11 protein-coding genes are annotated in these 13,705 nt (G+C 64.0%); 8 read left to right on the plus strand and 3 right to left on the minus strand.

Annotation, left to right across the window (positions count from 1 at the left end; all coding sequences use genetic code 11):
- The first annotated feature begins 78 nt into the window (after window positions 1-78).
- The 5 genes from RQP55_RS11640 (at window position 79) to RQP55_RS11660 (ending at window position 6,031) form a co-directional block, all read left to right on the plus strand.
- Window positions 79-915 carry an SDR family NAD(P)-dependent oxidoreductase gene (locus RQP55_RS11640; protein ID WP_315610364.1) on the plus strand — a complete coding sequence of 279 codons (837 nt, stop codon included), beginning with the start codon at window positions 79-81 and terminating at the stop codon, window positions 913-915.
- Window positions 912-2,333 carry an MFS transporter gene (locus tag RQP55_RS11645; RefSeq protein ID WP_315610365.1) on the plus strand — a complete coding sequence of 474 codons (1,422 nt, stop codon included), beginning with the start codon at window positions 912-914 and terminating at the stop codon, window positions 2,331-2,333. Before RQP55_RS11640 ends, RQP55_RS11645 begins: the two co-directional genes overlap by 4 nt.
- A gap of 102 nt (window positions 2,334-2,435) precedes the next feature.
- Window positions 2,436-3,728, plus strand: coding sequence for an acyl-CoA dehydrogenase family protein (locus RQP55_RS11650; RefSeq protein ID WP_315610366.1), 1,293 nt, complete (start codon window positions 2,436-2,438; stop codon window positions 3,726-3,728).
- 112 nt (window positions 3,729-3,840) lie between these two features.
- On the plus strand, window positions 3,841-4,929 hold the full coding sequence (locus RQP55_RS11655; RefSeq protein WP_315610367.1) for a Zn-dependent alcohol dehydrogenase: 1,089 nt from the start codon (window positions 3,841-3,843) through the stop codon (window positions 4,927-4,929).
- A 10-nt stretch (window positions 4,930-4,939) separates the two neighbouring features.
- The gene (locus RQP55_RS11660; protein ID WP_315610368.1) at window positions 4,940-6,031 is read left to right on the plus strand and encodes a phosphotransferase family protein; all 1,092 of its coding nucleotides are present in this window, start codon (window positions 4,940-4,942) and stop codon (window positions 6,029-6,031) included.
- Between the two features lie 34 nt (window positions 6,032-6,065).
- Here the strand turns inward: RQP55_RS11660 and RQP55_RS11665 are convergent, their stop codons facing one another.
- Together RQP55_RS11665 and RQP55_RS11670 are read right to left on the minus strand one after the other, a co-directional pair.
- Entirely contained in the window at window positions 6,066-7,307 is a 1,242-nt protein-coding gene (locus RQP55_RS11665; RefSeq protein ID WP_315610369.1) for a CaiB/BaiF CoA-transferase family protein, read from the minus strand.
- A 32-nt stretch (window positions 7,308-7,339) separates the two neighbouring features.
- Window positions 7,340-9,463 (minus strand): S8 family peptidase, encoded by a 2,124-nt coding sequence (locus RQP55_RS11670; RefSeq protein WP_315610370.1) that lies wholly within the window; start codon window positions 9,461-9,463, stop codon window positions 7,340-7,342.
- A 460-nt stretch (window positions 9,464-9,923) separates the two neighbouring features.
- Between RQP55_RS11670 and dapD the strand changes: the two genes are divergently transcribed.
- Window positions 9,924-10,763, plus strand: a complete 840-nt coding sequence (gene dapD / locus RQP55_RS11675) for a 2,3,4,5-tetrahydropyridine-2,6-dicarboxylate N-succinyltransferase (protein ID WP_315610371.1) — start codon at window positions 9,924-9,926, stop codon at window positions 10,761-10,763.
- 4 nt (window positions 10,764-10,767) lie between these two features.
- Window positions 10,768-11,214: a potassium channel family protein gene (locus tag RQP55_RS11680; RefSeq protein ID WP_315610372.1), complete on the plus strand. Its 447-nt coding sequence runs from the start codon at window positions 10,768-10,770 to the stop codon at window positions 11,212-11,214.
- Here the strand turns inward: RQP55_RS11680 and RQP55_RS11685 are convergent.
- Window positions 11,211-12,467, minus strand: a complete 1,257-nt coding sequence (locus tag RQP55_RS11685; protein WP_315610373.1) for a dipeptidase — start codon at window positions 12,465-12,467, stop codon at window positions 11,211-11,213. The two genes, RQP55_RS11680 and RQP55_RS11685, sit on opposite strands and share 4 nt — an antisense overlap.
- A 132-nt stretch (window positions 12,468-12,599) precedes the next feature.
- On the opposite strand from RQP55_RS11685, the gene RQP55_RS11690 reads away from it, so the two are divergent.
- On the plus strand, window positions 12,600-13,355 hold the full coding sequence (locus RQP55_RS11690) for a sulfite exporter TauE/SafE family protein (protein ID WP_315610375.1): 756 nt from the start codon (window positions 12,600-12,602) through the stop codon (window positions 13,353-13,355).
- The last annotated feature ends 350 nt before the right edge of the window (window positions 13,356-13,705 follow it).

The raw sequence follows: 13,705 nt of genomic DNA on the forward strand, positions 1-13,705 counted from the left end.
AAGGGAAAGCTGATCACCGTTGACCGAGCGCCGCTCGGCCCTAAGCTGACAGCAAAACAGATAGAGGGACCAGAGGATATGCGCTTCGCAGGAAAAATCGCCGTGATCACCGGCGCTGCATCGGGTATCGGCCGCGAAACGGCCAAGCTTTTCGCCAAGGAAGGGGCCAAGGTTTTTGCCGCCGACCTCGATCTTGCCGGCGTCCAGTCACTTGCTGACGAGCTGCCCGGGGTCGTGCCGGTAGCCTGCGATGTCTGCGATGTCAGCCAGATCAAGGCGCTGATGGACCAGGCCGGGGCTGCGGGCGGGATCGACGTGGTCTTCAACAATGCCGGTGCCGGCGGCGCGCGCGAACCGATTGACGAAATCGAAGCCGATGGCTGGGACCGCACGTTCCACCTGCTGCTGCGCTCGGTGGCAATGGGGATCCGCTATGCCGTGCCCTATATGAAGGGGCGCCCGGGCGCCGCAATCGTCAACACCAGTTCGGTCGCTGCGGTTGGCCCAGGCTATTCACCCACGGCCTATGCTGTCGCCAAGGCGGGTGTCCTGCATCTAACCAAATGCGCGGCGACTGACCTGGCGCAATATGGCATCCGCGTGAACGCGGTGCAGCCCGGATTCATCAACACCAACATCTTCTCCGCCAGCCTTGAAGTGGGTGAGGCCGACAAGGCGACGGTCAACGCGATGATCGCCCAGATGTCGAGCCACGCCCAACCGGTTTCGCGCGGCGGCCAACCGCGTGACATTGCCGAGGCTGTCGCCTTCCTGGCCAGCGAGGCCGGGGGCTTCATGACCGGCGCCTCGATGATCGTTGATGGCGGCATCACGGTTGGTCCGCGCCACTCATGGGATCCGGAGGCACCAGGGCTGTTCGACACGATCCAGCAGTTCCTGGAAGCAAAGCAGTGAGCCCGATCGAAGGTCGCGTCCCGACGCGCCTTGCGATTTTTCACGGACTGGGTTCGATCGCCTATGGCGTGAAAGACAACGGGCTCGCGACCTTCCTGCTGCTTTACTACAATCAGGTCTTGGGGATGAACGCCACGCTGGTCAGCTTGGCGTTGATGCTGGCACTGGTCATCGACGGAGTGATCGATCCGGTGATCGGCTATCTGTCCGACCGCACGCACAGCCGCTGGGGCCGCCGGTTGCCCTGGCTCTACCTTGCACCAATCCCGCTTGGAATTGTTTGGTACCTGCTATGGGCTGAGACCGAGCAGCCGACATTTTGGGGGCTGGTCGGGCTGGTCGTGGCGATCCGTGCGCTGGTGTCGTGCTGCGAGGTACCGTCGGTTGCGCTCGTCCCCGAACTTACCCGCGACTATGACGAGCGCAGCCGGCTGATGCGCTATCGCTTCCTGTTCGGCTGGGGCGGCGGGCTGCTGGTGATGTTTCTGGCCTATAACGTGTTCCTGGCCGATGGTCTGCTCAATCCAGAGGGTTATCGCGCCTATGGCCTGACCGGGGCGATCCTGATCACCGGGGCCGTGCTGGTTTCGGCGCTGGCCCAACACAAGGTGGCCGCCGGCTATACGCCCGAAGTCCATTCAAAGTTCAGTCTGGGAACCGCCTTTGCCGAACTGCGGGAGAGCTTTTCGCACCGCGCCTTTCTGATCCTGCTGCTGGGCGGGGGCCTGGCCTATACCAGCCAGGGCATCACCTTTTCGATCAGCAACTATCTTTACCTGTTCATCTGGCGCTTCACGCCGGGTGACCTGATGCTGTTCCCGTGGGTACTGTTTGCCAGCGTGATCACCTGCTTCGTACTGCTGCCGAAACTTCACGCACGCTGGGGCAAGCGGGACACGGCAGTGATCACCGCAGTGGTCGGCGCGGCCTTCTGGGTCACGCCCTTCCTGATGCGCGCGGGCGGTTACTGGCCGGCCGAAGGAACGCCGCAGTCCACCTATCCGCTCTTCGCCCTGTTCTTCTGCTCCAACGTGTTCAGCGTGGCGGCCATGATTTCGGCGAGCTCGATGGTTGCGGACGTGGTCGAAGCCTCTGAAGAGCAGACCGGGCGACGCAGCGAAGGCGCCTTCTTCGCCGGCAATATGTTCATGGCCAAGTGCGCCACAGGTCTGGGCATCTTCATGACCGGGCAATTGCTTGCGCTGTCAGGCCTGCCAGAGCGGGCAACCCCCGGCGCAGTTCCAATGGACACGGTTAACACCCTCTCGCTGGCCTATGCCGCGGTGGTTGCGGTGTTTGCTATTGCCATTGCTCTGGTGATCCGCCGCTTTCCGATCACCCGCGCCGATCATGAAGCGCGGCTGGCCGCTTTGTCCGCTGCCCGGGCAAATCCCGACGCAGGGGGCATTCACCCTTAGGCCATCGCTTAACCGGACGATTAAAGACCCTTGGCGGCGCCCGCGGGCTCTGCCACAGATAGCAAGCAAACAGACTCGAAGATTGGCAGGAAAGGACGCCACATGGATTTCGAACCCACCGAACGGCAACGCTATTGGCGCGATCGCGTGCGCCAGTTCATCGAGAGCCACGTCCGCCCGCGCAACGACGACTACAAGGCCGAAGACAAGAGCGGTGAACGCTGGAAGGTCCTGCAGGTTGTCGAAGAGGAAAAGGCCCGCGCCAAGGCCCAGGGCATCTGGAACCTGTTCATGCCACCGCGCAATTCCGGCCATCATCACGTCGATGACACGTTCGAGTTCGAAGGCCCCGGCCTGACCAACCTTGAATACGCCATGTGCGCCGAAGAAATGGGCCGGATCGGCTGGGCGAGTGAAGTGTTCAACTGCTCTGCCCCCGATACCGGCAACATGGAAGTGCTGCACCGCTACGGCACGGTGGAGCAGAAGGAAAAGTGGCTGAAGCCGCTGATGAACGGCGAAATCCGCTCGGCCTTCCTGATGACCGAACCGCTGGTCGCCTCGTCGGACGCGACCAACATCGAAACCTCGATCCGCCGCGAAGGTGACGAATATGTCATCAACGGCCGCAAGTGGTGGTCCTCGGGCCTGGGCGATCCGCGTTGCAAGATCGCGATCGTGATGGGCAAGACCGATTTCGAAGCCAAGCGCCACCAGCAACAGTCGATGGTGCTGATGGAAATCGACAGCCCGGGCGTCGAAGTGATCCGCCACCTGCCGGTGTTCGGCTATGACGATGCCCCGCATGGCCACATGGAAGTGGTGATGAAGGACGTTCGCATTCCGGCCAGCAACATGCTGCTGGGCGAGGGCCGCGGGTTCGAAATCGCCCAGGGCCGCCTCGGGCCGGGCCGCATCCACCACTGCATGCGCACGATCGGCGTGGCCGAAGAAGCGATCGCCAAGATGGCCAAGCGGCTCCAGTCGCGCGTCGCCTTTGGCAAGACCGTGGCCGAACACTCGATTTGGGAACAGCGCATTGCCCAGGCCCGGATCGACATCGAAATGACCCGCCTGCTTTGCCTCAAGGCAGCGGATATGATGGACAAGGTCGGCAACAAGGCGGCTGCGCTGGAAATCGCCATGATCAAGGTCCAGGCCCCGAACATGGCGCTGCGGATCATCGACGATGCGATCCAGGCTCACGGTGGCGGCGGCGTTTCGGATGACTTCGGCCTCGCTTCGGCCTGGGCCCACCAGCGCACTCTGCGCCTTGCCGATGGCCCGGACGAAGTCCACGCCCGCGCCATCGCCCGGATCGAATTTGCCCGCCACTCGGCCAATGCCAAGGCGGACGGTTCGTTCAGCTCGGGCGATCTCGGAGTTGCCCGTTAATCAACCCTCCCCTCCCGCTTGCGGGAGGGGTCCGGGGGCGGGCTCGATGTTCGCCCCAGCCAAGACCCACCCCTAGCCCCTCCCGCAACCGGGAGGGGAACCGGAGAATGCCATGAAAGCCGCAGTCCTCGTCGCACCCAACCAGCCGCTTGAGATCGAAGAGCTGTCGATCAGCAAGCCGGGTCCGCACGAGGTGCTGATCCGCACCGCGGCCTGCGGCCTTTGCCATTCGGACCTGCACTTTATCGAGGGCAACTATCCCCACGCGCTGCCGGCCGTGCCGGGCCATGAAGCCGCCGGGATTGTTGAGGCCGTGGGCAGCGAGGTGCGCACGGTCAAGGTGGGCGACGCAGTCGTGACCTGCCTCTCGGCCTTCTGCGGCCACTGCGAATTCTGCGTCACCGGCCGCATGGCGCTGTGTCTGGGCGGCGACACGCGCCGCGCACCGGGCAGCGAAGCGCGCCTGTCGCGCGCCGATGGCACCCCGGTGGCGCAGATGCTCAACCTTTCGGCCTTTGCCGAAATGATGCTGATCCACGAACACGCCTGCACCCGGATCGATCCCGAAATGCCGCTGGATCGCGCTTCGGTGATCGGCTGTGCGGTGACCACTGGCGCCGGTGCCATTTTCAACGCCTGCAAGGTTACGCCGGGCGAAACCGTGGCTGTGGTCGGCTGCGGCGGGGTTGGCCTGGCCACGATCAACGCCGCCAAGATTGCCGGGGCCGGCAAGATCATTGCCGCCGATCCGATCCCCGAAAAGCGCGAACTGGCGATGAAGCTGGGCGCCACCCACGCGGTTGACGCCATGGCCGACGATGCCGCCGCCCAAATTGTCGAGCTGACCAAGGGCGGGGTCGATCACGCCATCGAAGCCGTGGGCCGTCCGGCCTCGGGCGAACTGGCGGTAAAGTCGCTGCGCCGCGGCGGCACGGCGACAATCCTGGGCATGATGCCGCTGAACCACTCGGTCGGCCTCAGCGCGATGGACCTGCTTTCGGGCAAGAAGTTGCAGGGCGCGATCATGGGGATGAACCACTTCCCGGTCGACATGCCGCGCCTGGTCGATTTCTACATGCGCGGACTGCTCGATCTCGACAGCATTATCGCCGAACGCATTCCGCTGTCGCAGATCAACGCGGGCTTCGAAAAGATGAAGGGCGGCCACTCCGCCCGCTCGGTAATCGTGTTCGACCAGTAAGGACCAGGGCATGAGCGAACCAGCGATAAACGCGGACGAGGCTTTTGTCGGCACGGTTGAACCCGAAGGGGCCGACCGGCTTGACGAAGCGCGGCTGACCGAATGGATGGAAGCCAATGTCGCGGGCTTCAAAGGTCCGCTGCATCTGACCAAGTTCAAGGGCGGGCAATCGAACCCGACCTACAAGATCGACGCACCTTCGGGTTCCTATGTCCTGCGGCGCAAGCCGTTCGGCCCGCTGCTGCCCAGCGCCCACGCGGTTGACCGTGAACACAAGGTCCAGGCCGGCCTGAGCAAGGCGGGCTTCCCGGTGGCGCCGCAATATGGCCTGTGCACCGACGACAGCGTGGTCGGCTCGTGGTTCTATGTCATGGGCATGATCGATGGCCGGACCATCTGGAATGGCGCCATGCCTGATGACGCGCCCGAATATCGCCGCGCCACCTACATGGCGATGATCGATACCCTGGCGCAGCTGCACCAGATCGATGTCGCCAGCGTTGGCCTGTCGGACTTCGGCAAGCCGGGCAATTACTTCGGCCGCCAGGTCGATCGCTGGACCAAGCAGTACAAGCTGTCCGAGACCGAGCTGATGCCGGAAATGGAACAGCTGATCGAATGGCTGCCCGCCACCCTGCCTGAACAGACCCGCACCAGCGTGGTCCACGGCGATTACCGGATCGACAACATGATCTGGGCCCGACCGGAAACGCATGGGGACCGCCCGGAAGTGCTGGCCGTGCTGGACTGGGAGCTTTCGACCCTGGGCGATCCGCTTGGCGATTTCTCTTATGTCTGCATGGCCTGGGTAACCGACAACGGCGGCCGCTCCGGGGTGCAGGACCTTGATCGCAAGGCGCTGGGCATTCCCGAGCTGGATGAAGTGGTGGAGCGTTACTGCCAGGTCACAGGGCGGGATTCCGTGCCCGACATGAACTGGTACTTCGCCTACAACTTCTTCCGCCTGGCGGGGATCATGCAAGGCATCAAGAAGCGGGTGATCGATGGCACGGCCAGCTCGGCCCATGCCAAGGCCATGTCTGAACGGGTTCAGCCGCTGGTCGACCGGGCCTTCGAATTCGCCAAACTGGCGGGAATGTAGCCCCCCGTCCTCCCCAAACACGTTTGGGGGGTCTTCAGCCTTTCACCGCTCCGGCCGCGGCCAGGGCGGTGAATTCGGCCTCATCCATCCCCAGCCATTCGGCCAGCAGTTCGCGGCCGTGCTCCCCCACCCGCGGCGGCAGGCGATCAAACTGCGCGGGCGTGCGCGACAGCTTGCCGGGATAGGCCACCGAGGGAATCCGCACTCCGTCTTCACGCTCGAAATGGTGCAGCGTGCCGCGCGCCGCGACGAAGGGATCGTTAAACACGTCTTCCAGCGTGTTGACCGGACCAACCGGCACTCCGGCTGCTTCCAACCGTTCGATCAGCGCATCGCGGGTCTGGTCTTTCACCAGATCGGCAACGATCGCCTCGATCGCCTCGCGGTTGACCAGTCGGTCACGCGCCAGGGCAAAGCGGGGGTCAGTGCCAAGCTCCGGCACGCCCATCTCGGCGCAGAAGGCGCGGAACTGCAGGTCATTGCCAATGGCGATGATCAGCACCCCGTCGGCCACGTCGAAGGTGGTATAGGGCACGACAGTCGGATGCCGGTTGCCGAGCCGTCCCGGAGCGACCCCACCAACAAGGTAGCTTGATCCCTGGTTGGCCATCATCGCGATCTGCGTATCAAGCAGCGAGATGTCGATCTGCTGGCCCTCTCCCGTCCGTTCGGCATGGCGCAGCGCAGCAAGGATCGAGATCGCTGCGAAGTTGCCGGTCGAAAGGTCGGCCATGGCCACCCCGGCGCGCAGCGGGCCGCCATTCTCCTCTCCGGTCACGGACATAAACCCACCCATGCCCTGCGCGACGAAATCATAGCCGCCGCGCTTGGTATAGGGCCCGGTCTGGCCAAAACCGGTGATCGAGCAATAGACGATGCGCGGATTGATCGCGGCGATGCTGGCATAGTCGAGGCCATATTTCGCCAGCCCGCCAACCTTGAAATTTTCAACCAGCACGTCGGCTTCGGCGGCAAGGCGGCGGATCAGCGCCGCGCCATCTGGCGTGGCAAGATCGATCGCGGCCGAGCGCTTGTTGCGATTGGCGCAGAGGTAATAGGCGCTTTCTTGCGGATCGTCGCTGCCATCCGGCAGTTTCACGAACGGCGGCCCCCAGGCGCGAGTATCGTCACCGCGGCCCGGATGTTCGACCTTCAGGACCTCAGCACCAAGATCGGCGAGGATCTGGGTGCACCATGGTCCGGCCAGAACGCGCGACAGGTCGAGCACCTTGACGCCTTCGAGCGCCCGCGGGGTATGCGAAACAGCATTGGTCATGCCCCAGCAATGCCGGGACCGGCCCGACCTGTCTAGAACTGCCGGTTCCAGCTGATCGCCAGGCCAGCATCATCGGGTAGCACGGCATAGTGGCCCGGATCCTTGCGGTAATAGAGGCTGGCCATCGCTGTGCCGTTCCAGATCCCGCCACGCCAGACCAGCTCGATATCCTGCTCGCGCCCCTTGGGCGCCAGCGAGAGCAGCCGCTGGCCATAGACCGGGCTGAGCGTGGCATAGGAATAGTCGACCGGCAGGTTGAGCATGAGCCCGCCACGATCGACCCGCAGTGGCTGCGACAGGCGCAGGGCCAGGCTGTCTTCGGCGGCGAAGACCCCGTTCCGCTGTGCATCGAAGGCCCAGGCCGACGACCGCAGGCGCGAGCCGCTGCTGCTGACCAACCCTCCGGCGTGGGGCCGGGTAAAGCCGCTGCGCCATGCCGCACCGAGCCGCCAGCCGGGCAGGAATTCCCACCCGCCACTCGCATCCAGGAACAGGCTCTCGGCCCCGCGCGCGCCGAAGGCCTGATGGAAGCGCGCCCCCAGGACCGAGCCGCGCTCGATCAGCCACGAGGCACCCAGCGCCCCGTTTAGATCGCCAAATTGCCGATCCAGCGACAAGCCGAAACGCGATGCCGGAACGCCCGGCAGGCGATCGGACGCCGAAGTTGCCAGATTAACCCGCGCTGCCGCCTGGGCCGAGCCATGTTCGGCGCTGAAGGTCAGCCCCCAGGGGCCTAGACTTTCGCGAACGGCGAAACTGGTCTGCCCGGATGCGCCAAAGCCAAGGTCATCCAGCGGTGAGCGGGCGATCAGGAAGGCCGGCTGATCGCGTCCCTGCAATTGGGCGACAAGGCCATCTGCGCCCTGCTCAAAGGCAAAGCCAAGCTTGCGCCCCGGGTTCAGCTGTAACACCGCGCGGGCAGCCAGGACGCGGGCCTGCTCGGCCTGTTCGCGGCTGAGCCGCAGCTGTCCGGTCCAGGGAAGCTTCGCGATCCGGCCCGCGGCATCGACCGAGAAGGCCAGCGCCACCTTGCCCCCGCCCAGCGCAAGGTTGCGGTTGTTCGCCGCGAGGGCCGGGGCCAGCCGGGCCTGGACCTGCGCCTGCCGCAATCCAACTGCAAGGTTCAGGCCATAGGCGCGCTGGTAGCTATCCAGCACCACGGTTTCAATCGAACCCGCCCGCGTTCCGGCATCGCCCATCGGCGTAGAGGTGACGCCAGTCGTGTCGGTTACCGGCACCGGTATCGCCGTGCCGGCAAGGCTGGTGGTGCCCTGCGGCGCGAAGGCCGCGGCAAGATCAAGAATGCCGCGACCATAGGTCGTGTCAGCACCGGTTGAACCGGCATCGCGGGCTGAACGCAGCAGCAGGTCTACAACCTGGGTCGCGGTCAAATTGGGGAAGGCTTGAATTAGGAGCGCCGCCGCACCGGCAATCTGCGGGGCGGCAAAGCTGGTCCCTGAAAAGACATACTGAAACCGCGCGCCCGTGGCATCGGTAGTGATCTTGAGCACCCCGTTGTCGTAAACGCAGCAAACCTTCTCCCCGCGCGCCGAAAGAAACCAGTTGGCCTCTGCTCCGGCGCGGTTGGAAAATGCCGAAAAAGCGCCATCCTTGTCGACCGATCCGGCAATAATGACATTCCCGGTTCCGGATTGCCGCAACCCGGTTGCAAATGGATCAGGATTGTTGGGATCCACTCCGGCCTCGGTCGAATCGCCATCGTTGCCTGCAGACACAACCACGACCACGTTGGCGCGGGCGGCGCGGGCGATCGCCAAGCGGACGACAGTGCTCGCCGATGAGCCGCCCAGCGAGAGGTTTATCACCCTGGCCCCGGCGGTAACGGCCTGATCGATACCCTGCGCGATCGCCGAGTCAGCAAGTTTGCAGCCGCTCTTGGGGTCGTTTGCATCCTTGGTTGCGCAGCTGCCGACGGAATCGGCACGGAACATCGCGATGATGGCGTTATAGGCCATGCCGACAATGCCAAGGCTGTCACGCGTGGCAGCCGCGACCATGGCGACATTGGTGCCATGATCACTGTCCGGATTGTCGAGCCCTCTGGCACCTGCGACGTCGGCAGAAGCCGACGAAAGCCGCCCGGCGAATTCCGGGCTATCGCTATCGATACCCGTATCGATGAACCCAATCGTCACCCCACCGCCATTGTAACCGGCGGACCAGAGCGTGAGAGCGCCATGCTGTTGCGGCCCACTTGAGCGACTGTACTCGCTCGTCTGGAAAGCGGCGGTCGGCGTTGGGGTCGGAGTGGGCGCGGGTGTCGGGGTAGGGCTCGGCGTTGGCGTCGGGGTCGGGGTCGGAGTCGGGGTCGGGGTCGGCGCCGGGGTGCTGCCAACGGAACCGCCACCGCCACAGGCGGCGACAGTGGCGAACAGCAGGGTTGCAGCAATTACGTGCCAAGGCGCGCGATTGGCGTTCAACGGTCGCATTTGAGCCATCACTCCTGCTCCCCCTCCTCCCATGGTCAGCCTTAACGGGGAATTTCCACCAAACCAAGGTTCGACCTGTGCCAAATCGCGGTGAGACCGCGCTTGAAGCGGGCCGTGGGCAAGGCTAGGCGCAGTTGCATTAGCGCAAGCGCCGTGGAGCCCAGACATGACTGCAGATCTCGCCAATGCCATCGAAGCCGCATGGGAGCGGCGCGACACCGTTACGCCAGCGAGCAGCGATGTCCGCGAAGTGGTTGAGGCGGCGCTTGAACTTCTCGACAGTGGCCGGGCCCGCGTGGCCGAACCGGATGGCCAGGATGGCTGGAAGGTCAACCAGTGGCTCAAGAAGGCAGTGCTGCTGAGCTTCCGGCTCAACGACAACGAAGTCGTCGCCAATGGTGCCGCGGGTGCCCCTGCGTTTGATAAGGTGCCGTCCAAATTTTCCGGCTGGGGCGAGAACCGTTTCCGCGAAGGCGGCTTCCGCGTGGTGCCGGGCGCCGTGGTTCGGCGCGGCGCGCATATCGGCAAGGGGGTGATTCTCATGCCCAGCTTCGTCAACATCGGCGCTCACGTCGGCGATGGCACGATGGTCGATACCTGGGCGACGGTCGGCTCCTGCGCCCAGATCGGCAAGAACGTCCACCTGTCCGGCGGCGTCGGGATCGGTGGGGTGCTTGAACCGCTTCAGGCTGGGCCAGTGGTGATCGAGGACAATTGTTTCATCGGCGCCCGTAGCGAAGTGGTCGAAGGCGTGCGGGTCTGCGAGGGTGCGGTTCTCTCGATGGGCGTCTTCATCGGCGCCTCAACCAAGATCATCGACCGGGCGACCGGCGAAGTCCACATTGGGCGCGTGCCGCCTTATGCCGTGGTCGTCCCCGGCTCCATGCCCGGCAAGCCGCTGCCCGATGGCAGCCCGGGCCCATCGCTGTACTGCGCGGTGATCGTCAAGACGGTTGACGCCCAGACCCGCGCCAAGACTGCGATCAACGACCTGCTGCGCGACTGAACCGATGGCCGCGCTGGACCAGAATCTGCTGCTCCAGTTCGCGGTCTCCTCGATCATGGTCGTGTTCTGCGTGGTGATCCACGGGCTGGGGCTGTTCGGCCTCAACCGCGCGGTGCGCACCGAAGCCGCGATCGAGCGCCTGAAACACATCGATCCGCTCTCGCCGCGGGGTACTGCGTTCACTTTGGCCATCGTGATTGCCATGCTGGCGCTGCACGGGATCGAGATCTGGCTTTTCGCCCTGGTCTATATCGTCCTGGGCGCAATCCCGCAGCTAGAGCCCGCGCTCTATTTCTCGACCATCAGCTATTCGACCGTCGGCTACAACGATCTGCATATGGCGCCCGATTGGCGCCTGCTGGGCGCCTTTGAATCGGTGCTGGGCATCTTCCTGCTCGGCTGGTCGACCGCGTTCTTCTTTCGGATGATCGGCCGGATCGATCCGCACTAGAAGCTCACCGGGTTCTCGATCGGTGCATCGCCCTTGCGGCTGGCAGCATAGGCTTCGGCAGCCTTCATTACCCGCATGATATTCTGGCTGGCCAGGCCTTCCAATTCCGCCTGGCTCCAGCCGCGGCGGGCGAGTTCAACAAACAGCACCGGGTAAGTCGACACGTCCTCCATGCCCTGGACGGTGCTTTCGATCCCGTCATAGTCCCCGCCCAGCCCGACATGCTCTGCCCCGGCGATGCGCTTGATGTGATCAAGGTGGTTGGCGACGTCGACGGTCGATCCAACCGGCGCCGGGTTCGCCTTGACCCAGGCTGCCAGGGCAGCGGCGGCGGCCTGGGGCTGGCCGATATGTACGGCCTTCAGCCGCGCTTCCTCGGTCGCGCGCTGGATGTTCCACTGCCGGGTCGCTTCAACCACATAGGCCGGATAGGCATTGACCATCACGATCCCGCCATTGGCCTTGAGCCGGGCCAGGACTGCATCGGGCACATTGCGTGGGTGGCTGTTGACCGCCAACGCGTTCGAGTGGCTGAAGATCACCGGGGCCTTGGCCACGTCCAGCGCATCCATCATGGTCGCCTCGCTGACATGACTGAGATCAACCAGCATGCCGAGCCGCTGCATCTCGCGCACCACATCACGGCCGAAATCGGTCAGGCCATCATGCATGGGCGCATCGGTGGCAGCGTCAGCCCAGGCGGTGTTCTTGAAATGGGTGAGGGTCATGTAGCGTGCGCCCAAGGCATACATCTGGCGCAGCACGGCCAGCGAGCCACCGATCGAATGGCCGCCCTCCATACCCATCAGCGAGGCAATCTTTCCGGCCTTCATCGCCTTGGCCACGCAGTCCGAGCTTTCGCACAGCTGCATGTCCGCGGCATTGCGCGCGACCAGGCGCTTGGTCACATCAATCTGCTCGAGCGTGGCCTGGACGGCTTGCTGGTCGGTCAGGTTGGCCGAGACGTAGACTGACCAGAACTGCGCCCCAACTTTGCCCGCGCGCAGCCGCTTGAGGTCGGTCTGCATCGCCGCGACGTCCATTGCCGGGTCAGCCGTGTTGCCGGTATCGGCAAAGTTGAAATCGCCGAGCACGTTCTTGCGGCGGTCCCGCAGCTGTTCCGGCACGTCGTTATGCCCATCCCACACCGGCGCCGCTTTGAGCGCGGCGGTCGCCACGGATTCCGGCGATTGCGCCGAGAGCGGGGCAGCAACAAGGAGGCAAGCGGCAGTAAGCAGAAGACGATGGCGCATGGCAGGTCCGATCTTTTGGTTTGCGCCCAGCCTAGCCAAGCCGCCGGCTCAGGTCGAGATGGTAGCAAGGCAACCGCGGAGAAGCTGCGGCGCGAACTTGCACGCCTGGGCGATCCGTGCTGGCTAATGATGATGGAATTGCTGGCCGATCCCGCCACCCTGATGCTTGCTGTTATCGCCGTCTGCATCCTTGGACTGGCCAAGGGCGGATTCGCGGGACTGGGCGTCCTGGGAACACCGTTACTGGCCCTGGCCCTGCCTCCCGCTGTCGCCGCCGCGATCCTGCTGCCGGTGCTGCTGGTGCAGGACGTTGTCAGCGTCTGGTCGTTCCGCCACAGCTGGAGCGGTTGGATCGTGGCCTGGATGCTGCCCGGCGCGGCCGTGGGCGTTGCCCTGGGCACCTGGCTTGCCGCCGCGATCCCCGAAGCGCGGCTCTTGCTGATACTGGGCATTCTGACCTTTAGCTTCGGGCTCTATCGCCTCTGGCTGGAACGGGGCGGTCGGATCGTTGCCCCATCGGATTCACCCGGCTGGGTAGGAACCCTGTTCGGGGTAGGTCTGGGCTTTACCAGCCAGGTTGCCCACGCTGGCGGGCCACCTTTCCAGATCTGGGTCACGCCGCGCCGGCTGCCACATGAAAGCTATGTCGGAACCAGTTCGGTCGTCTTTGCGGCCGTCAATTGGATGAAGGTGCCCAGTTATGTCGCGCTGGGCTCTCTCAACACCCAGACGCTGATGGCCGCGGTGCTGCTGATGCCGCTGGCGATACTCAGCACGCTGGGCGCGGTGCGGCTGATCCGCCGGATGGACCCGGCGCGGTTCTATACGATGATCTATCTGCTGATGGTGCTTTTGGGTGCAAAGCTGACCTGGGACGGGATTGCGTAAAGCACCAGCGGTCAGGAAAGTGGAGCGGTAAGGGGAATCGAAAAGTTTCTATAAAAATTTACGCTGAAACATTTTTATTTGGCATACAATTGTGGAGGCCCCCGATCTGGCCCCCAAATCTTGCGGTTAACGATGAACTAATACGAACATTTTGGCTCACACTTCTGTCGCTCTCATTCCTACGCCCGTTGATCGAACATGGACACAACCCGATCGCCCTTCAAAATAGAAAGGGCGGGTGAGGCTATCCGCCTTACCCGCCCCTTTCTTTGGGATTTGCGTCTGCCTTACTGCGCGAGGCGCAGTGAGAGCAGCGCGCGGTTGTCCTGCCCGCTCATGCCGGTGATGCC

The sequence above is a fragment of the Novosphingobium sp. APW14 genome (genome assembly GCF_032337075.1).
Lineage (GTDB): Bacteria > Pseudomonadota > Alphaproteobacteria > Sphingomonadales > Sphingomonadaceae > Novosphingobium.

What these genes read in the sequence shown, in the direction of transcription:
- RQP55_RS11640 (WP_315610364.1), top strand. Translation starts at nt 79, where the DNA reads ATGCGCTTCGCAGGAAAAATCGCCGTGATCACCGGCGCTGCATCGGGT.
- RQP55_RS11650 (WP_315610366.1), top strand. Translation starts at nt 2,436, where the DNA reads ATGGATTTCGAACCCACCGAACGGCAACGCTATTGGCGCGATCGCGTG.
- RQP55_RS11655 (WP_315610367.1), top strand. Translation starts at nt 3,841, where the DNA reads ATGAAAGCCGCAGTCCTCGTCGCACCCAACCAGCCGCTTGAGATCGAA.
- RQP55_RS11660 (WP_315610368.1), top strand. Translation starts at nt 4,940, where the DNA reads ATGAGCGAACCAGCGATAAACGCGGACGAGGCTTTTGTCGGCACGGTT.
- RQP55_RS11665 (WP_315610369.1), bottom strand. Translation starts at nt 7,307, where the DNA reads ATGACCAATGCTGTTTCGCATACCCCGCGGGCGCTCGAAGGCGTCAAG.
- dapD (WP_315610371.1), top strand. Translation starts at nt 9,924, where the DNA reads ATGACTGCAGATCTCGCCAATGCCATCGAAGCCGCATGGGAGCGGCGC.
- RQP55_RS11680 (WP_315610372.1), top strand. Translation starts at nt 10,768, where the DNA reads ATGGCCGCGCTGGACCAGAATCTGCTGCTCCAGTTCGCGGTCTCCTCG.
- RQP55_RS11685 (WP_315610373.1), bottom strand. Translation starts at nt 12,467, where the DNA reads ATGCGCCATCGTCTTCTGCTTACTGCCGCTTGCCTCCTTGTTGCTGCC.
- RQP55_RS11690 (WP_315610375.1), top strand. Translation starts at nt 12,600, where the DNA reads ATGGAATTGCTGGCCGATCCCGCCACCCTGATGCTTGCTGTTATCGCC.